Here is a 19,450-nt window from a genome sequence, read left to right on the forward strand (position 1 = left end):
CTCCTGGGCATCGTCCGGCCGAAGGGCCGCCTCCCGTCGGACCCCGCAGGATCCTTCGGAATCCTGCGGGGTCCGACGGTGCGGGCGAAGGGGTTCGCGAGGTGGTTCGCAAGATGTTTTCTTCCTGTCGGCGCTCACAGGTGACTCCCTCTGTCCGTGTCTGACCGTTTTTGAGCGCTTACGGGGTGTGACTCGGGCCACGCAGATTGGGCGTAACGCTCGCGGAAACAACGCGATGACCTAAGAGGTGACAGCCGCGGAGGGAATACGGACGCCATGTATGGCGCTGTGCATCTTCCCGGCCCCCGCCCGCACCGTCGGCCCATCCCCACGGCCGGTGGTCGGTTCCTGTCCATCCCGGACGGGGCCGGAAGCCGTTTTCCAACGTTCCGAGAGGTTGTTCGTGTCGGCCAGCACATCCCGTACGCTCCCGCCGGAGATCGCCGAGTCCGTCTCTGTCATGGCTCTGATTGAGCGGGGAAAGGCTGAGGGGCAGATCGCCGGCGACGATGTGCGTCGGGCCTTCGAAGCTGACCAGATTCCGGCCACTCAGTGGAAGAACGTACTGCGCAGCCTCAACCAGATCCTCGAGGAAGAGGGTGTGACGCTGATGGTCAGTGCCGCGGAGCCCAAGCGCACCCGAAAGAGCGTCGCAGCGAAGAGTCCGGCCAAGCGCACCGCCACCAAGACGGTCGCGGCGAAGACGGTGACCACGAAGAAGGCCACTGCCACCGCCACCCCGGCGGCGCCCGCCGTCGAGGCCTCCGCCGAGGGCGAGGCTCCCGTGAAGAAGGCCGCTGCAAAGAAGGCGACGCCCGCCAAGAAGGCCGTCGCGAAGAAGACCGTCGCGAAGAAGGCGACGGCCAAGAAGACGACCGCCGGCAAGGACGACGCGGAGGTCATCGAGGACGAGGTTCTCGAGGACATCAAGCCCGGCGAAGAGGAAGAGGAGGGCGGCGAGAGCAAGGGCTTCGTCCTCTCCGACGACGACGAGGACGACGCGCCGGCCCAGCAGGTCGCCGTCGCCGGCGCCACCGCGGACCCCGTCAAGGACTACCTCAAGCAGATCGGTAAGGTCCCGCTCCTCAACGCCGAGCAGGAGGTCGAGCTCGCCAAGCGCATCGAGGCCGGTCTGTTCGCCGAGGACAAGCTGTCCAACGCCGACAAGCTCGCCCCGAAGCTCAAGCGCGAGCTGGAGATCATCGCCGAGGACGGCCGCCGCGCCAAGAACCACCTCCTGGAGGCCAACCTCCGTCTGGTGGTCTCCCTGGCCAAGCGCTACACCGGCCGCGGCATGCTCTTCCTGGACCTCATCCAGGAGGGCAACCTCGGTCTGATCCGCGCGGTCGAGAAGTTCGACTACACCAAGGGCTACAAGTTCTCCACGTACGCCACCTGGTGGATCCGTCAGGCGATCACCCGAGCGATGGCCGACCAGGCCCGCACCATCCGTATCCCGGTGCACATGGTCGAGGTCATCAACAAGCTCGCGCGCGTGCAGCGCCAGATGCTCCAGGACCTGGGCCGCGAGCCCACCCCGGAGGAGCTGGCCAAGGAACTCGACATGACCCCCGAGAAGGTCATCGAGGTCCAGAAGTACGGCCGTGAGCCCATCTCCCTGCACACTCCGCTGGGCGAGGACGGCGACAGCGAGTTCGGTGACCTCATCGAGGACTCCGAGGCGGTCGTCCCGGCCGACGCGGTCAGCTTCACGCTCCTCCAGGAGCAGCTGCACTCCGTCCTCGACACCCTGTCCGAGCGCGAGGCGGGCGTCGTCTCGATGCGCTTCGGTCTCACCGACGGTCAGCCGAAGACCCTCGACGAGATCGGCAAGGTGTACGGCGTGACGCGTGAGCGCATCCGCCAGATCGAGTCCAAGACCATGTCGAAGCTGCGCCACCCGTCGCGTTCGCAGGTGCTGCGCGACTACCTCGACTAGGACGCGGTCGTACGACGTCGAAGGCCCGGTTCCCCGCCCAGGGAACCGGGCCTTCGTGCTGGGCGGGCGCGGGCGGTGTGGCGGGCCGCGGGCTCGGTTCAGCGGGTGCGGGGCGCGGCGGCTTGGATCACTCTGGGTTTCCCAAGTCCGACCCAGAGTGAGGAATGTGCATGCGTCGTCCTTTTGCCCGGGCGCTGAACCGGTCGCTGGTCCTGGCGGCCGTGGCGGGTGCCATACCGCTGGCGTCCGCCGCCCCTGTGGCCGCCGACAGCATCGTCGTAGGCGGATTTCCCGTCGACATCTCGGACGGCCCGTGGACCGTGGCGCTGTCCAGTCGTGACCGGTTCGGGGGTACGCGCGCGGGGCAGTTCTGCGGCGGCGTGGCCATCGGCCGGACCGCAGTGCTCACCGCGGCCCATTGCGTGGGGGAGGACGTCCTGGGGGCACCGCCCAACCGGGTGCGCGATTTCAAAGTCATCACAGGCCGCACGGACCTGCTCTCGGAGGAGGGCCGGGAGATCCCCGTACGGGACACCTGGGTGAACCCGGGTTACGACCCGGCCACCAACGCCGGGGACTTCGCGGTGCTCAGCCTCGCCGAGCCGCTGTCCGACGACTCGCTCATCACGATGGCGGCCGACGGCGACCCGGCGTACGCGCCGGGCACGGAGGCGACGGTCTACGGGTGGGGCGATGTCACAGGCAGCGGCGACTACGCGCACAGTCTGCGGGCCGCCCGCATCCATGTGCTGTCCGACAGCCTGTGCGAGCGGGCCTATCCGGGCACCGGGGACAGCGCCTATGCCGCCGACTCGATGCTCTGCGCCGGGGAGGAACAGGGCGGCCGTGACGCCTGTCAGGGGGACAGCGGTGGGCCGTTGGTCGCCCAGGGGCGGCTGATCGGGCTGGTGTCCTGGGGGAGTGGCTGTGCGCTACCGGGCAGCCCTGGCGTCTATACGCGTGTATCCGACGTCGTACGGACGCTCGGGTGGGCGGCAGGGCAGGAGAAGGCTCGCACGGGCCCTGAAGGGGCGTGACGGGGCCATGAACGCTTGCCGGCGGCCTCGACGGTTGTGCGAGGTGATCGCCGGTATGAGCACGGACGGCCGCCCCTGCTTTCAGGGGCGGCCGTCCGCATGTCGGCCTGTGCCGGTGCTGGCTCGTCGTGGGTGCGAAGTGTCAGCGCTCTTCTTCGGAGGCGGATGCGGGAGCAGTCGTCAGCCGCTCCGTCTCGTCCTGTATCTCAGCGGCGATCTTCTTGAGTTCCGGCTCGAACTTGCGACCGTGGTGGGCGCAGAAGAGCAGTTCACCGCCGCTGAGCAGGACGACGCGCAGGTATGCCTGGGCGCCGCAGCGGTCGCAGCGATCGGCGGCCGTCAACGGGCTCGCGGGGGTCAGAACAGTAGTCACGTCGCCTCTTCTCTAGCTCGACGAGCTGTCGTACCAGGGTCAACATCCAACCAGCCCTAAAACGTTCCCGCTCGGGGCTTTTCCTCAAAAAAATCTTTCGAGGCCGGCCGTCTGCTGCCGGTGGCGGCGAATGTGCCGTATTGCGTGTCTATGTGTCTTACGGGTTCGCGCTGTCTATCGATGTCGGTCCTCCCGGCTGGGTTGCCGGTTGTTCATGAGGACGTGCCCGGAGCCTAAATGGTTCATGCCCCGAAGGGAACGTGATATGTACTTCACTCCATCGAGGGATCGAACATGCATGCGACTCTGGACTAGTGTGAGTTTTGACGAGGGTGGCGTTACAACGGCTCTACCAGGCCTCGGTACCCTCTTGGCGGCGGCCGAAGCCGCGCCCTTACCCACAAGGGCCACATCTGAAATTCAGCGAGGAGCGAACCGCGTGACCGCCGAAACGTCCGTGCCGTCCACAGCGCTGCTGGCAGGAGCAGACCGGGACGGTTCCAACTACACCGCGCGGCACCTCCTCGTCCTCGAGGGACTCGAGGCCGTGCGCAAGCGCCCGGGCATGTACATCGGCTCGACCGACAGTCGTGGCCTGATGCACTGCCTGTGGGAAATCATCGACAACTCCGTGGACGAGGCCCTCGGGGGCTACTGCGACCACATCGAGGTCATCCTCCACGACGACGGGTCGGTAGAGGTCCGTGACAACGGCCGAGGCATCCCGGTCGACGTCGAACCCAAGACCGGTCTGTCCGGCGTCGAGGTCGTCATGACCAAGCTGCACGCCGGCGGCAAGTTCGGAGGCGGCTCCTACGCGGCCTCCGGCGGTCTGCACGGCGTGGGCGCCTCCGTGGTGAACGCCCTGTCCGCGCGGCTGGACGTCGAGGTGGACCGCAACGGGCACACCCACGCGGTCAGCTTCCGGCGCGGCGTTCCCGGTGCCTTCGCCGGTGCGGGACCCGACGCGAAGTTCGACGCCACCAGTGGCCTGCGCAAGGCCAAGAAGATCCCCAAGACCCGCACCGGCACGCGCGTGCGCTACTGGGCCGACCGGCAGATCTTCCTCAAGGACGCCAAGCTCTCCCTGGAGAACCTCCACCAGCGAGCACGCCAGACCGCGTTCCTCGTCCCCGGCCTCACCCTCGTCGTACGCGACGAGTTCGGGCTCGGCGAGGGCGGCAGCAAGGGCGAGGAGTCCTTCCGCTTCGACGGCGGCATCAGCGAGTTCTGCGAGTACCTGGCGACCGACAAGCCGGTCTGCGACGTCCTCCGCTTCTCCGGCCAGGGCACCTTCAGGGAGACCGTCCCCGTCCTCGACGAGCACGGCCAGATGACGCCCACCCAGGTCACCCGCGAGCTCGACGTCGACGTCGCGCTGCGCTGGGGCACGGGATACGACACGACACTGAAGTCGTTCGTGAACATCATCGCCACCCCCAAGGGCGGCACCCACGTGGCCGGCTTCGAGACCGCGGTGACGAGCACCATGCTCGAGGTGCTGCGCGCCAAGAAGCTGCTGCGCGTCGCCGAGGACGACATCGTCAAGGACGACGCCCTGGAAGGGCTCACGGCGGTCGTGACGGTCCGCCTCGCCGAGCCGCAGTTCGAGGGCCAGACCAAGGAGGTCCTCGGCACCTCGGCGGCCCGCCGCATCGTGAACACCGTGATCTCCAAGGAGCTCAAGGCGTTCCTGACCTCCACCAAGCGCGACGCCGCGGCCCAGGCCCGGGTCGTCATGGAGAAGGTCGTCGCCGCCGCGCGGACGCGCATCGCGGCCCGCCAGCACAAGGACGCGCAGCGCCGGAAGACGGCCCTGGAGTCCTCGTCGCTGCCCGCCAAGCTCGCCGACTGCCGCAGCGACGACGTCGACCGCAGCGAGCTGTTCATCGTCGAGGGAGACTCCGCGCTGGGTACGGCGAAGCTGGCCCGGAACTCCGAGTTCCAGGCGCTGCTGCCGATCCGCGGCAAGATCCTCAACGTCCAGAAGTCGTCCGTGACCGACATGCTCAAAAACGCCGAGTGCGGGGCGATCATCCAGGTCATAGGAGCAGGGTCGGGCCGGACCTTCGACATCGACGCGGCCCGCTACGGCAAGATCATCATGATGACCGACGCCGACGTGGACGGCTCCCACATCCGGACCCTGCTGCTCACGCTGTTCCAGCGCTACATGCGGCCGATGATCGAGGCGGGACGGGTCTTCGCGGCGGTGCCGCCGCTGCACCGCATCGAGCTCGTCCAGCCCAAGAAGGGGCAGGACAAGTACGTCTACACGTACTCGGACCGCGAGCTGCGCGACAAGCTCATGGAGTTCCAGAGCAAGGGCATCCGGTACAAGGACTCCATCCAGCGCTACAAGGGTCTCGGTGAGATGGACGCCGACCAGCTGGCGGAGACGACCATGGACCCGCGCCACCGCACCCTGCGCCGGGTGAACCTCTCCGACCTGGAGGCCGCCGAGCAGGTCTTCGACCTGTTGATGGGCAACGATGTGGCGCCGCGCAAGGAGTTCATCTCCAGCTCGGCGGCGACGCTGGATCGGTCGCGTATCGACGCGTAGTGCTGCGGGGCGCTGCGCTTGGCTTTGGCCGGGCGGGGCTGGCTCGGTCCGACCGGATGCGGATCCGAGGTCGGCCTCGTCCCGACTGGATGTGGATCCGAGGCCGGCCCAGTCCCCTTCCCAGCCCTAGCCCCGGTTCAGTCCCAGCCCGGTTCGACCTCTGGGACTGACCCCTGCCCGGATGCCCTGCTCCGACGCCTGGTTCGGGCCCACGGTCCTTCGGGTTCTCCACCCCTGGGTGGACGCCCCCCGTCTCCCCGCCTCCACCTTCGATCCACCCCAGCGCCGATCCGCTGACCTGCGAATTTCCGTAGCGTCGAAGGCGTCGGCAGCGCTCGCTGTCGGCAGCGTCCCCTTTCGCTCACGGAGGCACCGATGTCCGGGCTCGTCGACGGATTCATGATCGCGGCCGTAGTCGTCGTGGTGATCGCGCGCCAGTTCCGCGCGCAGCGGATCGACACCGAGCGGCGCTGGTGGCTGCTGCCGGTCGTGCTGGCCGTGGTCGCGCTGCGCGAACCCGGCCTCATAGACGCCCACCACCACACCGCCTCGGTAGCCCTGCTCACGGCAGAGCTGCTCATCGGTCTCGCCACCGGCGCAGCCTGGGCCTGGACCTCCCGCGTATGGACGGAGCCCGACGGCGCCGTGTGGAGCAAGAGCACCAAGGCGAGCGGGTTGGTCTGGCTCGTCGGCATAGCCCTCCGCGTCGGCCTCTACGCTCTCGGCGCCGCGCTCGGCATCCACCAGGAGTCGTCCGCCCTGCTCCTCGCCCTGGCTGCCACGCTGCTCGTGCGCGCGGGCGTCCTCGCCTGGCGTGCCCAGTCTCCGCACCAGGCTTCCGTACGGGGTTCGGCGTACGGTGACGCCGTGCCCCGGTCCGCCTGGAAGGAGCGTGTGTGACGGAGAACGTGTGGACACGCTGGCCGTCCCGGGAGGCGCTCGGGCGCGAGGGGTTCTCGCGGCCTCGGCGCCTGCTGGCCTGGGGAGTGCGGCTGCTGCTCCTCTCCCTGCTGCTGTGGGGTGCCCTGACGAGCAGCTCGGCTCATGGCTGGAGAGTCGCCGCGGGTGCCGGCGGGTTCGTCGTCGCCGGCCTGCTGGCGTGGGCGTTCTACCGGTCCACGCTCCAGCACCGGCTCTGGCCCGCCCTGCTGTCCTTGGGGCTGCTCCAGGGAGTCGCTGTCCTCGCCCAGGTTTCCGGGCTGCCCGTACCGGCCCTCGTGATCTGGTGCGCGTCCGCCGTCGCCTCGCTGGAGCGACTGCCCCTGGCCGTTGCCGCGCCGGTCGCGGTGATCGCGCTCGGCGCCTACGGAGCCGTCAACGACGACGATGTGCTGACGACCGTGGTCACCTGCCTCGGACTGGCCCTCGCCGGGTACACGCTGCGCCTTGACGCCGAGTCCCGGGGCAGCACCCAGCGACTGCTCGCCCAGGAGCGCGCCGCGCGGGCGGCTGAAGCGGAATCGGCCGCCTTGGCGGAGCGGGCTCGTATCGCCCGGGAGATCCATGACGTGCTGGCCCACAGTCTTTCAGCGCAGCTCGTGCATCTGGAGGCCGCGCGGCTGCTGATCGAGCGGGGGGCGGACCGGGACCAGATCCTGGAGCGGGTCGTGGCGGCACGGGGCATGGCGCGGGACGGGCTCACCGAGACCCGGCAGGCACTGTCGGCCCTGCGCGGGGACATGACTCCGTTGGAGGACTTCCTCACCCAGCTCGTGGAGACGAGTGCGGGAGCCGAGGTCACCATTACGGGTGAGCGCAGAGCCCTGCCGGTCGAGGCCTCGCAGGCGGTGCGGAGGGTCGCCCAGGAGGCCCTGACCAACGTCCGCAAACATGCGCCGGGCGCCAAGGTGCGGCTTCGGCTGGCCTACGGGGAGCATCAAGTGACCCTGGACGTACGGGACTCGGGGGGATTGTCGGGCGAGCTCACCGCCACGGGAGGCGGATACGGTCTGCTGGGCATGCGGGAGCGTGCCGAACTGCTCGGCGGTTCGCTGGACGCCGGGCCGGACGAGGAGGGATTCACGGTGACGCTGAAGGTGCCCGTATGACGGAGGAGTTCGACGGCAAGGTCGCGCGGGTGGTGGTCGCGGACGACCAGACCGTCGTCCGCGAGGGCATCGTGATGCTGCTCGGACTGCTGCCGGGGGTCGAGGTCGTCGGAGCCGCCGCAGACGGGGACGAGGCGGTGCGGCTGGTCGCCGAACTCGCTCCGGACGTGGTGCTGATGGACCTGCGCATGCCCCGCTGTGACGGCGTGGCGGCGACCCGGCGGATCCGTACCGAACACCCGGGGACCCAGGTGGTGGTGCTCACGACGTTCGGGGACGACGAATCGCTCTTCCCGGCGCTGAAGGCGGGAGCGCGCGGCTATCTCACCAAGGACGCGGGAGGCGACGAGATCGTGCGGGCGGTGCACAGCGTGCTGTCCGGGGACGCCGGGTTGTCGCCGAGCGTCCAACGGCGGCTGCTGGAGCGGCTGTCGGAACCCGAGCCCCAGTCGGCCGAACCCGCGGAGCCCCCGGACGGGCTCACCACGCGGGAGACGGAAGTGCTGCTCCTGATCGCCGAAGGGCTCAGCAACCAGGAGATCGCCCGCAGGTTGCACGTCTCCACGGCGACCGTGAAGACCCACATCAACAACATGTTCGCCAAGACCGGGCTCAAGGACCGGGCACAGGCGGTGCGTTACGCCTATGCGAAGGGGCTTGTGCGGCCTCCCACGGGTTGAATCACCTGATGGGGTGAAGCGCGAAGGGAAGAAGAGTCGGGGATCTTCCCGTTCTGTCCATCCTTGGGCATGCAGTCAAGCAATGGTCGGCCCCGCGGCGCCAGGGGTGGTCCCGAAAGCGCGGCCGAAAACCACGACGGGTTCGACCCGGCCCTCCTCGAGGCGTCCGCGGCGGTGAGGTACGACGATCCCTGGTACGACGCACTCGCCTCCGGCTGGGGCGAATCGACCGGCGCGGGGGCCGGTGCGGGCGCGGCCGTCCCGCTGTCGGCCGTCGAGGCAGGGCGTACGGAGCGTGTGGACGCGGCTGCGGATGTGTATCTCCAGGTGCAGCGCAGCGCGGCGTTCCAGGAGGTGCGCAGTCGGTATCGGCGGTTCGTGGTGCCGGCGTTCGTCGGGTTCTTCGGCTGGTACGTGGGGTACGTCGTGACCGCGACGACCGCACCGGGTCTGATGGCCCGGCCGGTGGCGGGCGCGGTGAACGTGGCGATGGTCGCGGGGCTCGGCCAGTTCCTCACCACGTTCCTGCTGACCTGGGCGTACGCCCGGCATGCCCGGCTGCGCAGGGACCGGGCGGCGTTGGAGCTGCGCTGGGACACGCAGGAGCTGACGCGCGGGATCCGGGGTGGTGGGTCGTGACCGGCGATCATCAGACGCTGGCGCTGCTGCTGTTCAGCGTGTTCGTCGCGGTCACGCTGGCGATCACGACATGGGTGAGCCGCAACCGGCACGGCTCGGCGGAGGAGTTCTACGCGGGCGGGCGGTTGTTCTCGCCGATGGAGAATGGTTTTGCCATCGCAGGCGACTACATGTCTGCGGCGTCGTTCCTCGGCGTCACGGGGCTGATCGCGCTCTTCGGGTACGACGGGATGCTGTACGTGGTGGGCTTCCTGGTGGCGTGGCTGGTGGTGCTCTTCCTCGTCGCGGAGCTGGTGCGCAACTGCGGACGGTTCACGCTGGCCGACGTGGTGGCCGCGCGGATGAACGAGCGGCCGGTACGGATCGCGGCGGGAACTTCCTCGGTCGCCGTGTCCGTTCTGTATCTGGTGGCGCAGATGGTGGGTGCGGGGAGCCTGGTGGCGCTGCTGCTCGGGGGCACCGGCGAGGCGGCGCGGACGTGGACCGTCATCGGCGTCGGCGCGCTCATGGTGATCTATGTGTCGTTGGGAGGGATGCGGGCCACCACCTGGATTCAGATCGTGAAGGCGGTCATGCTGCTCGGCGGCACCATCGCACTGACCGTGCTCGTCCTGGTGCGCTTCCACGGCGACTTCGACCAACTGCTGCTCAGCGCCGCCGAGCGCAGCGGGCATGGCGAGAAGTTCCTGGCGCCCGGGCTGAAGTACGGCGAGAACTGGACCGCGCGCCTCGACTTCATCAGCCTGGGGCTCGCCCTCGTTCTCGGCACGGCAGGGCTGCCACACATCCTGTCGCGCTTCTACACCGTCCCGACCGCGCGGGCGGCGCGTCGCTCGGTGGTCTGGTCGATCGGGCTCATCGGCGGCTTCTATCTGATGACGATCGTCCTCGGGTTCGGGGCGGCCGCGATCGTGGGACCGGAAGCGGTGCGCGGGTCCAACGCGGCCGGGAACACGGCCGTCCCGCTGCTGGCCCTCGACCTGGGTGGCGGCGCGGACTCCACAGGTGGAACGGTTCTGTTCGCCATCGTCGCCGCCGTCGCCTTCGCCACGATCCTGGCCGTGGTCGCCGGCATCACCCTGGCCTCCTCGGCGTCCGTGGCCCACGACCTGTACGCATCCCTGCGACGCCGGGACGCCAAGCCCCGCAGCGAGGTCGCCGTGGCACGGGTCGCCTCCGTGGGGATCGGCGTGGTCGCGATCGCCCTCGGCCTGCTGGCCCGGGATCTCAACGTCGCCTTCCTGGTGGGCCTCGCCTTCGCGGTCGCGGCGTCGGCCAACCTGCCGGTGCTGCTCTATTCGCTCTTCTGGCGGGGTTTCACCACCCGTGGCGCGGTCTGGGCGGTCTACGGCGGGCTGATCCCGGCCATGGTGCTCGTGCTGCTGTCACCGGTGGTCTCGGGCAGCCCGGAATCGCTGTTCCCGGGTGTCGACTTCCAGTACTTCCCGTTGCAGAACCCCGGCCTCGTCTCGATCCCGCTGGGCTTCGTCGCCGGCTGGCTCGGCACGGTCACCTCGGCGGAGGTGGCGGACGAGGCCAAGCACGCGGAGACCGAGGTGCGGTCACTGACGGGGGCGGGGGCGGCGTAAAGACGGCGCCGCCATCGGCGTATCGCGTCTTCAACGTCGTACGGCGCCCTCGCCGGCGTACGACGTTCCACGCCGTCACGCTCGTACAGCCTCTTCATCCTCGTACGACCGCCGCACCAGCAGCCGTACACCTACGGCGCCACCCACGCGTACCGGTGTTCCGGGCGGCCCGTGTCGCCGTACTTGAGGGAGAGGCGGAGGCGGCCGGCCTGTTCGAGGTGGCGGAGGTAGCGCTGGGCGGTGGAGCGGCTCAGGCCGGTCTCGGCGGCGACCTCGTGGGCCGAGAGGGGGTGGTCGGCGTGGTGGAGGACGTGGCAGATGAGGTCGGTCGTCGGCTCCGAGTGGCCGCTCGGCAGGCCTGGTGACGGCGGTGCGGGCGTGGTGCGCAGGGCGCCGAAGATCCGGTCGACCTGTTCCTGACCGGCGACGCCGCGGCCGCCGACGCGGTCGACGGTGCGGCGCAGGGCGGCATAGGAGTCGAGGCGGGAGCGCAGCGCGGCGAAGGTGAACGGTTTGACCAGGTAGTGCAGGGCGCCCAGGCGCATCGCGGTCTGGACGGTCGTGACATCGCCGGCAGCGGTGATCATGATGACGTCGGTGCCGTGGCCCTGTTCCCGCATGCGGTGCACGAGTTGGAGGCCCGTCTGGTCGGGCAGGTAGTGGTCGAGCAGGACCAGGTCGATGGAGCCGCGCTGGACGGCCGCCAGGGCCTGCGCGGCGGTGTGGGCGCGGGCGGCGACCCGGAAACCGGGAACCTTTCCCACGTACTTGGCGTTGATCTCTGCAACGCGGAAGTCGTCGTCCACGACCAGGACGTCAATCATCGGGCCTCTTTCTGTCAAGGCCTGGCGGGCGTTAAGCCCGTGTTTCGGCTCCGCTGTTGTAGCGCGCGCAAAACGAGCACAACAGGCTGTTGCAAGCAAAAGAACGGCATGCGCTCAGAAGGCTGATGCTGTGACCCGGGTCGCACCTACCGTCCCCGGCCATGAGCGCAGACACCAGCCCCGCCATCGAGCTGCGGGGCGCGAGCAAGACGTTCAGGACCCCCTCGGGGGGCCTGCACACGGCGGTCCGGGGACTTGATCTCACGGTCCGGCGTGGCGAGTTCGTGGCTGTCGTCGGCCCCACCGGCTGCGGCAAGTCCACCACGTTGACCCTGGTCAGCGGCCTCGAAGAACCCACCGAGGGGGACGTCGTGGTCGCCGGGGAACCGGTCCGCGGCGTGGGGGACAAGGTCGGGTTCGTCTTCCAGCAGGACGCCACTTTCCCCTGGCGCACGGTCCTGTCCAATGTCATGGCGGGCCCGCGGTTTCGCGGTGTGCCGAAGGCCGAGGCGAAGCAGAAGGCGCGGGAGTGGCTGGCCCGGGTCGGGCTGTCGGCCTTCGAGGACCGTTATCCGCATCAGCTCTCCGGCGGCCAGCGCAAGCGGGTCGCGCTTGCCGCGACCTTCGTCAACGACCCCGAGATCCTGCTGATGGACGAGCCGTTCTCGGCGCTCGACGTGCAGACCCGGGCCCTGATGTCGGACGAACTGCTGGAGCTGTGGGAGGGCACCGGTGCCTCCGTCGTGTTCGTCACCCACGACCTGGAGGAGTCCATCGCGCTGGCCGACCGGGTCGTCGTGATGACCGCCGGGCCGGCCACCGTAAAGCACGTGTTCGACATCGACCTGCCGCGCCCGCGCAAGGTCGAGTCGGTGCGCCTGGAGCCGCGGTTCATCGAGATCTACCGCGAGATCTGGGAGTCCCTCGGCGAAGAGGTCCGCATCACACGCGAGAGGGGTGCCGCCCATGTCGCCTGAGGTCCTCAGCACACCGGTCGTCGACACGGCCAAGACGGCCCCGGACCGCGCCCATTCACGCGCGCGTGCCGCTCGCAGACGCAAGATCGTCGTCGCGGCCTCGCGGGCGCTGCTCCTGGTCATGGTCCTCGGGCTGTGGGAGGTGCTCGCGCGTGCCGACGTCATCGATCCGTTCAACTTCTCGATGCCCTCGAAGATCTGGGACCAGATCTGGACCTGGGTGACACACGGGACCGCGCTCGGGTCGTTGGGCGAACAGATCTGGTACACGCTCCACGAGGCGCTGCTCGGCTGGGTCTTCGGGGTGGCCGCCGGTGTGGTGTTCGGTATTGCTCTGGGGCGGATCACCTTTCTCGCCGATGTCCTTGGTCCATACATCAAGGTGCTCAACTCGATCCCCAGGATCGTCCTCGCACCCATCTTCGTGATCTGGTTCGGCCTCGGCCCCGCCTCCAAGGTCGCGTCCGCGGTCGTGCTCGTCTTCTTCCCGGTCTTCTTCAACGCCTTCCAGGGCGCCCGTGAGGTCGACCGCAACCTCGTCGCCAACGCGCGCATCCTCGGCGCGAGCGACCGGCGGGTGACGCTTCAGGTGGTCATCCCGTCCGCGACCTCGTGGATCTTCACCAGCCTCCACGTCAGCTTCGGCTTCGCCCTCATCGGCGCGATCGTCGGCGAGTACATCGGTGCCACGAAAGGCATCGGCCTGCTCGTCGCGCAGTCGCAGGGCACCTTCAACGCGGCCGGTGTGTACGCCGCGATGGTCATCCTCGCCGTCGTCGCGCTCGTCGCCGAAGGGCTGCTCACCTTCGCCGAGCGCCGCATCTTCCGCTGGAAGCCGACGGGTTCGGACAGCTGACCCGAGCCGTCCCCGCTCCTCTCTTCGCCTTCTCCCCTTCACAAGGACGTGAACCCTCATGCGCAAGACCGCCAGATACTCCGCCCTGGCCGCCGCCGGCCTGCTCGCTCTCTCCTCGCTCACCGCCTGTGCCAATGACGCGGCCAGCACGGCCTCCTCCGGCAGCCAGGGCGACGGCAAGGGCACGAAGGTCAAGATCATGGTCGGCGGCCTGGACAAGGTCATCTACCTGCCCGCGATGCTCACCCAGCGGCTCGGCTACTTCGACGCCGAGGGCCTCGACGTGGAGCTGCTGAGCGAACCCGCCGGTGTCCAGGCCGAGACCGCGCTCGTCTCCGGCCAGGTCCAGGGCGCGGTCGGCTTCTACGACCACACGCTCGACCTCCAGGTGAAGGGCAAGCATGTCGAGTCCGTCGTGCAGTTCTCGCACGCGCCCGGCGAGGTGGAGATCGTGTCCACCAAGAAGGCGGACGACATCACCTCGCCCAAGGACTTCAAGGGCAAGAAGCTCGGCGTCACCGGTCTCGGCTCGTCGACCGACTTCCTGACCAAGTACCTCGCCGTCAAGAACGGCGTGAAGGTCAGCGAGTTCACCCCGGTCGCCGTCGGGGCCGGACCGACCTTCATCTCGGCGCTCCAGCAGGGCGCGATCGACGGCGGCATGACGACCGACCCGACCGTCGCGACGATCCTCGACAAGAAGGCGGGCAAGGTCCTCCTCGACATGCGCACGCCCGCGGGATCCCAGGCGGCGCTCGGCGGCCCGTATCCCTCGTCAAGTCTGTACATGCAGACGGACTGGGTGAATGCACACAAGGACACCGTCCAGAAGATGGCCAATGCATTCGTCAAGACGCTCAAGTGGATGTCCACCCACAGCGCCGCCGAGATCGCCGCGAAGATGCCCGCCGACTACTCGCAGGGCAACAAGGTCCTCTACGCCTCGGCCATCGACAGCACCTTGCCGATGTTCACGGACGACGGGGTGATGCCCAAGAACGGCCCCGAGACCGTCGAGAAGGTGCTCAAGGCGTTCAACCCCGCCGTCCAGAAGGCCGACGTCGACCTCGACAAGACGTACACGACCGAGTTCGTGGACAAGGTCACCGACTGAAGTCCGGGACGCCGGCATCCGTATAGACGGAGGGCACGGTTCCTTCCCCCGCCCCCACGGGCCGTGCCTTCAGGCGCGGGTCGCCCACACGTAACGGTGTTCCGGGCGGCCCGCGTCGCCGTACTTGAGGGTGAGCCGGGCCCGTCCGGTGCGCTCCAGGAGCTTCAGATAGCGCTGGGCGGTCTGCCGGCTCACCCCCGTCCGCTCGGCGATCTCCTGGGCCGACAACGGCCCTTCGGCGTTCATCAGGGACTGCCGGACGAGTTCCGCGGTCGTGGGGGAGTGGCCCTTGGGCAGGTCGGGCTCGGACGGCGTGGACAGTGCCCCGAAGATGCGGTCCACCTCCGCCTGTTCCGCCTCGCCCCCGCCGTCGAGCGTGCGGCGCAGTTCGGCGTACGCCTCCAGCTTGGCGCGCAGCCCCGCGAAGGCGAACGGCTTGACCAGGTACTGGAGCGCGCCGTGGCGCATCGCGGCCTGCACGGTCGAGATGTCCCGGGCCGCCGTCACCATGATCACGTCGGTCTGGTGGCCGCGGCGGCGCATCTCCTGGACGACCGACAGACCCGTCTCGTCGGGCAGGTAGTGGTCCATGAGGACCAGGTCGACGCGGGGCAGCAGTTCCACCTGGCGCAGCGCCTCCGCGGCGCTGTGCGCCTCGCCCGCCACATGGAAGCCCGGGACCTTCTCGACGTAGGCGGCGTTGACCCGCGCGACCCGCGTGTCGTCGTCCACGACCAACACCTCGATCATCACGACTCCTCCTCGGGGGCGGCCGGAACGGTCAGCGCGGGCTCCAGATCGTCCCCCGCCAGCGCCTCGGGCAGGACGACGACGAACTCCGCGCCCCCGCCGTCGGCCTCGGTCACGGCGGCGCTGCCACCCTGCCGTTCGGCCAGCCGCCGCACCAGGGAGAGCCCGATGCCGCGCTTGCCGTGCGCGGGCGGCTTCTTCGTGGACCACCCTTCGGTGAAGACCAGTTCGCGCTGCTCCGCCGGAATGCCGGGCCCCGTGTCGCGCACCCTGAGGACGGCGGTACGGCCCTCGGCGCGCAACTCCACCTCCACGCGCGCGTGCGGCTTGCCTCCTACGGCGTCCAGCGCGTTGTCGACCAGGTTGCCGACCACCGTGACGATGCCCCTGGGGTCGATCAGGCGGTCCGGGAGCCGGGTGCGGTCCGAGATCCACAGGGCGACCCCGCGCTCCGCCGCGACGGTCGCCTTGCCCACCAGCAGCGCGGCGAGCAGCGGATCCTTGATCTTTTCGGTGACCTGCTCTGCGGTGGCGCGGTGGTCGCCGACGACCTCTCCTACGAACTCCACGGCGTCGTCGTACATCTCCAGTTCGAGCAGTCCGAGCAGCGTGTGCATGCGGTTGGCGTGCTCGTGGTCCTGGGCGCGCAGGGCGTCGATCAGCCCGCGTGTGGAGTCGAGTTCGCGGCCGAGCTGCTCCAGTTCCGTACGGTCGCGCAGGGTCGCCACGGCACCGCCGTCGTCAGTGGGCATGCGGTTGGCGATCAGGACCCGCTGGCCGCGGACGGTGAGCAGGTCGGTGCCCGTCACCCGGCCGGCCAGCACGTCGGCCGTACGGCCCGCGCCGAGCGCCTCGTCGGGGGAGCGGCCCACGGCCTCGTCGCCGATGCCCAGCAGCCGCTGTGCCTCGTCGTTGAGGAGCCGGACGCGGCCGGTGCGGTCCAGGGCGACGACGCCCTCCCTGATGCCGTGGAGCATCGCCTCGCGCTCCGCGAGCAGCGCCGAGATGTCGGAGAAGGCCAGGTCACGGGTCTGCCGCTGGACCCGCCGGGAGATCAGCCAGGCGGCCAGCGCGCCGACGGCCAGGGCGCCGCCGGCGTAGGCGAGCAGGCCCGGGATGGCGTGGATCAGGCGGGCCCGGACACTGTCGTACGCGATGCCGACCGAGACCGCCCCGATGATGGTGCCGTCACTGTCGCGCAGGGGCACCTTGCCGCGGGCCGAGCGGCCGAGGGTGCCCTCGTCGATCTCCATGACCTCCTCGCCCGCGAGCGCCCGCGCGGGGTCGGTCGAGACCTTGGCGCCGATCTCCTCCGGGTCGGTGTGCGACCAGCGGACGCCGTCCTTGTTCATGATCACGACGTACTCGGCCTTGGTGGCCTTGCGGATCCGCTCGGCCTCCTTCTGGACCGGCCCGTCGGCCGAGTAGGGCGTGGTCTGCAGGTCCTTCGCGATCTGGGGCTGCTCGGCGGTCGTCTGCGCGATGGCGAGGGCCCGGCGCATGGCCTGGTCGTCCAGCTGGTTGCTGAGCGGTGCGAGGAACAGCCCGGTCGCCAGCACCGTGACTCCCGCGGCGATCGCGAGCTGCATCAGCAGCACCTGCGAGAACATCCGCCGCGGCAGCCCGAGGCGGAGGCGTCGAGCGGGGGGAGTGGGGCGGCTCATACCCATGACGGTACGCGGAGGGGTGCGGGCTGCCGTAGGGGTGTGGCATGGATCTCTTGATCAATGCACTTGATCGGTGGACGAGGCCCTTGACCACCTTGTTCGGCTGGTTCAGCTCGCCAGGGCCGAGGGGGCGGTCAACTCCCGCACCGCCACCACGTCCATCCGCGCGGGCGAGCCGAGCACCGACGTCCCGCAGCTCTCCGCGCGGGGCGGCAGGGACGCGCCCTGGGCCACGACGACCCGCCAGCGGCGCCCGTCCACGTGGGCGACGGTCACCTCCCAGCGCGGTGCCCCGCCCTCCGCCCGCACGATGGTGAGCGTGTCCGCCGCGTACTCGTCCGCCACCGCACGCACGGCCAGCTCGGCGGCCTGCCCCGGCCGCTCCCAGGCCGAGCTCCCGCGGCACCCCGCCACGACGATCCGGCCCTCCTGGGCGCTGTGCAGGATCTCCTTGACGGCATGGGCCCCGACACGGCCGTACGCGTAGCCGTACGGCAGGACGAGCAGCGTCGGCGAGAAGCGATGTCCACCCAGATGGGTGACCTCCCACACGCCCTCGACCCCGGAGTTGGACAGTTCGGCCGCGAGCGGCCGCCCCAGGAGGGCGCAGCAGCGGTCGCGCTTGCCGTTGGTGCAGACGAGGGCGAGCGGGGCGCCGGTGTGGGCCCGCCCGCCCAGCGCCGCGTCGAAGCTGCGGTGGTCGCCGGCGCCGAGCGCGGCGAAATCCAGGTCGAGCAGGCGCTCCGGATCGCGGATCGTGGCGCTGCGCAGCCAGGTGCTTCCGGGGGCGGTGTGGGACACGTACACCTGGCGTGCGGACGGCGTACCGCAGTCGGCGTGCCGCCCCGGGCGGCGGATGAGGGCGATGCGGACGCCCGTGCCCTTGGCCGCCTTCTCCAGGGCGCGGCCCAGCACGGGGTCCAGATGGCTCGACGTGAGCGCGTGCGCGCCCCAGGGGCCGGGCTGTTCCAGGAGCAGCCAGGTCCTGGCGGAGGCCGCGGTGCCCGCGATGGGCTCGGCGAGGTCCCGGGAGACGGTTGAGCACGTACTCACAGAGGTGAGCCTAACCTGACTTGCTCGACGGTGACTTCCGGGCGCGCTGGTGCGCTACTCGGGGAGGGGCTGAGGGGGCTTGGCGCCGACATAGAGCCCGCTCGGCCGCATGCGCAGCGGGCGCTCGCCGTACTCCTCCAGGGCGTGCGCGATCCAGCCCGCCGTCCGGGCGACGGCGAAGATCGTCTCGCCGGCCGTGGCGGGCATCCCCGAGGAGGCGGTGAGCACCGCGAGCGCCAGGTCGACGTTGGCGTGCAGCGGGGTGTGGCGGGCCGTGGTGGCGACGACGTCGCGGGCCGCGAGGAGGGCGGGCTCGGCCCGGGGGATCTCCTCCAGCAGGGCGAACAGGGCACGCGCGCGTGGGTCTTCGCCCCGGTAGAGGCGGTGACCGAGTCCGGGGACACGGCGCCCGGCCCGCAGTTCGTCGGCGATGACGGGGCCCGCGTCGCCCTGTTCGAGCACGTCGTTGAGGAGCCGGTGGGCGAGCCCGCTGGCCGCGCCGTGCAGCGGGCCTTCGAGCACGCCGAGCCCGGCGGAGACGGCCGCGTAGGCGTGCGCCCGGGCGGAGGCCGCGACGCGCACCGCGAGCGTGGAGGCGGCGAGGTCGTGGTCGACGAGCAGGCCCAGGGCCGTGTCCAGGACACGCAGGGAGGCCTCGTCGGCGGCGCGGGCGCTGAGCCGGGCCCACAGCCGCTCGGCCAGCGAACCCTCGTCGCGGTGGCCGATCCGCACCGGCGGCAGGGCGGCGACCAGGGTGGGGATGAGGTTGCGCGCGGTGCCCAGCACAGCGTCCTCGGAGAGGTCGAAACGCAGCGGGTCCGCGGCCGCGGCGGCGATGGCCGCGACCCGCAACCGGTCGGTGGGCGAGGCGTGTTCGGGCAGGGCGTCCACGGCGCGGCGGGCGACGGCGACGGAGGTCTCGGGGGCGGTGAACGCCACGCCGGGCCGCATCCGCCCCGTCCAGAGCCACTCGGCGATCTCCTCGTAGGAGTGGCGTGCGGCCAGCTCCGTCGCGTCCACGCCCCGGAAGTAGTACCGGTCCGCGTCGATGAGCGTGATCCGGGTCCGTACCGACAGCTCGCCGCCGGAGCCCGAACTGCCGCCGCTCTCCCGCTTGTTGCGCCGGGCGAGGGTCTCGACCTCCTTGGCGTCGAAGGTGCTGCCGCGGCCACCGGGCACGCGTCGGCTGCTGAGCTGCCCGCGGCTGACATAGGCGTACACGGTCTCGGGCTTCACGCCCAGCAGCTCTGCGGCCTCTTTGGTGCTCAGTCGCCGGTCCCCGTGGAGGGAGGGGGCGGGTTCGTGATCGCGCATGGGGCACACCGTATCCGTATGGACTGC

17 protein-coding genes are annotated in these 19,450 nt (G+C 70.0%); 11 read left to right on the forward strand and 6 right to left on the reverse strand.

The window, feature by feature from the left end; translation table 11 throughout:
• Positions 1–403: 403 nt before the first annotated feature.
• A complete protein-coding gene (locus CRP56_RS31630; protein ID WP_097274640.1) occupies positions 404–1,939 on the forward strand; it encodes an RNA polymerase sigma factor in 1,536 nt (511 codons plus the stop codon).
• A gap of 170 nt (positions 1,940–2,109) precedes the next feature.
• The gene (locus CRP56_RS31635) at positions 2,110–2,976 is read left to right on the forward strand and encodes a S1 family peptidase (RefSeq protein WP_097269748.1); all 867 of its coding nucleotides are present in this window, start codon (positions 2,110–2,112) and stop codon (positions 2,974–2,976) included.
• 142 nt (positions 2,977–3,118) lie between these two features.
• Here CRP56_RS31635 and CRP56_RS31640 read toward each other — a convergent pair whose 3' ends face one another.
• Positions 3,119–3,349, reverse strand: a complete 231-nt coding sequence (locus CRP56_RS31640; RefSeq protein WP_097269750.1) for a DUF7455 domain-containing protein — start codon at positions 3,347–3,349, stop codon at positions 3,119–3,121.
• Between the two features lie 439 nt (positions 3,350–3,788).
• Here CRP56_RS31640 and CRP56_RS31645 point away from each other — a divergent pair, with 439 nt between their 5' ends.
• The 6 genes from CRP56_RS31645 (at position 3,789) to CRP56_RS31670 (ending at position 10,868) form a co-directional block, all read left to right on the forward strand.
• Entirely contained in the window at positions 3,789–5,912 is a 2,124-nt protein-coding gene (locus tag CRP56_RS31645; RefSeq protein WP_097269752.1) for a DNA gyrase/topoisomerase IV subunit B, read from the forward strand.
• A 375-nt stretch (positions 5,913–6,287) separates the two neighbouring features.
• Complete coding sequence (locus tag CRP56_RS31650) at positions 6,288–6,812, forward strand: CcdC protein domain-containing protein (protein ID WP_097269754.1); 525 nt, start codon at positions 6,288–6,290, stop codon at positions 6,810–6,812.
• Positions 6,809–7,960: a sensor histidine kinase gene (locus CRP56_RS31655; RefSeq protein ID WP_097269756.1), complete on the forward strand. Its 1,152-nt coding sequence runs from the start codon at positions 6,809–6,811 to the stop codon at positions 7,958–7,960. The genes CRP56_RS31650 and CRP56_RS31655 overlap by 4 nt, the downstream gene beginning before the upstream one ends.
• The gene (locus tag CRP56_RS31660; RefSeq protein WP_097269758.1) at positions 7,957–8,640 is read left to right on the forward strand and encodes a response regulator transcription factor; all 684 of its coding nucleotides are present in this window, start codon (positions 7,957–7,959) and stop codon (positions 8,638–8,640) included. Before CRP56_RS31655 ends, CRP56_RS31660 begins: the two co-directional genes overlap by 4 nt.
• 69 nt (positions 8,641–8,709) lie before the next feature.
• The gene (locus tag CRP56_RS31665; RefSeq protein ID WP_097269760.1) at positions 8,710–9,279 is read left to right on the forward strand and encodes a DUF485 domain-containing protein; all 570 of its coding nucleotides are present in this window, start codon (positions 8,710–8,712) and stop codon (positions 9,277–9,279) included.
• Entirely contained in the window at positions 9,276–10,868 is a 1,593-nt protein-coding gene (locus tag CRP56_RS31670; RefSeq protein ID WP_097269762.1) for a solute symporter family protein, read from the forward strand. The genes CRP56_RS31665 and CRP56_RS31670 overlap by 4 nt, the downstream gene beginning before the upstream one ends.
• Positions 10,869–10,999: 131 nt before the next feature.
• Here CRP56_RS31670 and CRP56_RS31675 read toward each other — a convergent pair whose 3' ends face one another.
• Positions 11,000–11,692 (reverse strand): response regulator, encoded by a 693-nt coding sequence (locus CRP56_RS31675; protein ID WP_097269764.1) that lies wholly within the window; start codon positions 11,690–11,692, stop codon positions 11,000–11,002.
• Between the two features lie 161 nt (positions 11,693–11,853).
• On the opposite strand from CRP56_RS31675, the gene CRP56_RS31680 reads away from it, so the two are divergent.
• From CRP56_RS31680 to CRP56_RS31690, 3 genes are read left to right on the forward strand one after another with little or no spacing between them, the layout of a single operon-like run.
• The gene (locus CRP56_RS31680) at positions 11,854–12,669 is read left to right on the forward strand and encodes an ABC transporter ATP-binding protein (RefSeq protein ID WP_097269766.1); all 816 of its coding nucleotides are present in this window, start codon (positions 11,854–11,856) and stop codon (positions 12,667–12,669) included.
• Positions 12,659–13,525 carry an ABC transporter permease gene (locus CRP56_RS31685; RefSeq protein WP_097269769.1) on the forward strand — a complete coding sequence of 289 codons (867 nt, stop codon included), beginning with the start codon at positions 12,659–12,661 and terminating at the stop codon, positions 13,523–13,525. The genes CRP56_RS31680 and CRP56_RS31685 overlap by 11 nt, the downstream gene beginning before the upstream one ends.
• A 58-nt stretch (positions 13,526–13,583) precedes the next feature.
• Entirely contained in the window at positions 13,584–14,639 is a 1,056-nt protein-coding gene (locus CRP56_RS31690) for an ABC transporter substrate-binding protein (protein WP_097269771.1), read from the forward strand.
• A 69-nt stretch (positions 14,640–14,708) separates the two neighbouring features.
• Here CRP56_RS31690 and CRP56_RS31695 read toward each other — a convergent pair whose 3' ends face one another.
• The 4 genes from CRP56_RS31695 to CRP56_RS31710 all read right to left on the reverse strand — a co-directional run bounded on the left by CRP56_RS31695 (position 14,709) and on the right by CRP56_RS31710 (position 19,423).
• Entirely contained in the window at positions 14,709–15,389 is a 681-nt protein-coding gene (locus tag CRP56_RS31695; RefSeq protein WP_097269773.1) for a response regulator, read from the reverse strand.
• Positions 15,389–17,053, reverse strand: a complete 1,665-nt coding sequence (locus CRP56_RS31700) for an ATP-binding protein (protein WP_441349498.1) — start codon at positions 17,051–17,053, stop codon at positions 15,389–15,391. The genes CRP56_RS31695 and CRP56_RS31700 overlap by 1 nt, the downstream gene beginning before the upstream one ends.
• A 111-nt stretch (positions 17,054–17,164) precedes the next feature.
• Complete coding sequence (locus tag CRP56_RS31705; protein WP_097269777.1) at positions 17,165–18,109, reverse strand: sucrase ferredoxin; 945 nt, start codon at positions 18,107–18,109, stop codon at positions 17,165–17,167.
• Positions 18,110–18,163: 54 nt separating this feature from the next.
• Entirely contained in the window at positions 18,164–19,423 is a 1,260-nt protein-coding gene (locus CRP56_RS31710; RefSeq protein WP_097269779.1) for a citrate synthase, read from the reverse strand.
• Positions 19,424–19,450 lie beyond the last annotated feature (27 nt).

It is taken from the genome of Streptomyces sp. TLI_55 (assembly GCF_900206255.1).
Taxonomy (GTDB): Bacteria; Actinomycetota; Actinomycetes; order Streptomycetales; family Streptomycetaceae; genus Streptomyces; species Streptomyces aquilus.

What these genes read in the sequence shown, in the direction of transcription:
- CRP56_RS31635 (WP_097269748.1), top strand. Translation starts at nt 2,110, where the DNA reads ATGCGTCGTCCTTTTGCCCGGGCGCTGAACCGGTCGCTGGTCCTGGCG.
- CRP56_RS31650 (WP_097269754.1), top strand. Translation starts at nt 6,288, where the DNA reads ATGTCCGGGCTCGTCGACGGATTCATGATCGCGGCCGTAGTCGTCGTG.
- CRP56_RS31660 (WP_097269758.1), top strand. Translation starts at nt 7,957, where the DNA reads ATGACGGAGGAGTTCGACGGCAAGGTCGCGCGGGTGGTGGTCGCGGAC.
- CRP56_RS31665 (WP_097269760.1), top strand. Translation starts at nt 8,710, where the DNA reads ATGCAGTCAAGCAATGGTCGGCCCCGCGGCGCCAGGGGTGGTCCCGAA.
- CRP56_RS31675 (WP_097269764.1), bottom strand. Translation starts at nt 11,692, where the DNA reads ATGATTGACGTCCTGGTCGTGGACGACGACTTCCGCGTTGCAGAGATC.
- CRP56_RS31680 (WP_097269766.1), top strand. Translation starts at nt 11,854, where the DNA reads ATGAGCGCAGACACCAGCCCCGCCATCGAGCTGCGGGGCGCGAGCAAG.
- CRP56_RS31685 (WP_097269769.1), top strand. Translation starts at nt 12,659, where the DNA reads ATGTCGCCTGAGGTCCTCAGCACACCGGTCGTCGACACGGCCAAGACG.
- CRP56_RS31690 (WP_097269771.1), top strand. Translation starts at nt 13,584, where the DNA reads ATGCGCAAGACCGCCAGATACTCCGCCCTGGCCGCCGCCGGCCTGCTC.
- CRP56_RS31695 (WP_097269773.1), bottom strand. Translation starts at nt 15,389, where the DNA reads ATGATCGAGGTGTTGGTCGTGGACGACGACACGCGGGTCGCGCGGGTC.
- CRP56_RS31700 (WP_441349498.1), bottom strand. Translation starts at nt 17,053, where the DNA reads ATGAGCCGCCCCACTCCCCCCGCTCGACGCCTCCGCCTCGGGCTGCCG.
- CRP56_RS31710 (WP_097269779.1), bottom strand. Translation starts at nt 19,423, where the DNA reads ATGCGCGATCACGAACCCGCCCCCTCCCTCCACGGGGACCGGCGACTG.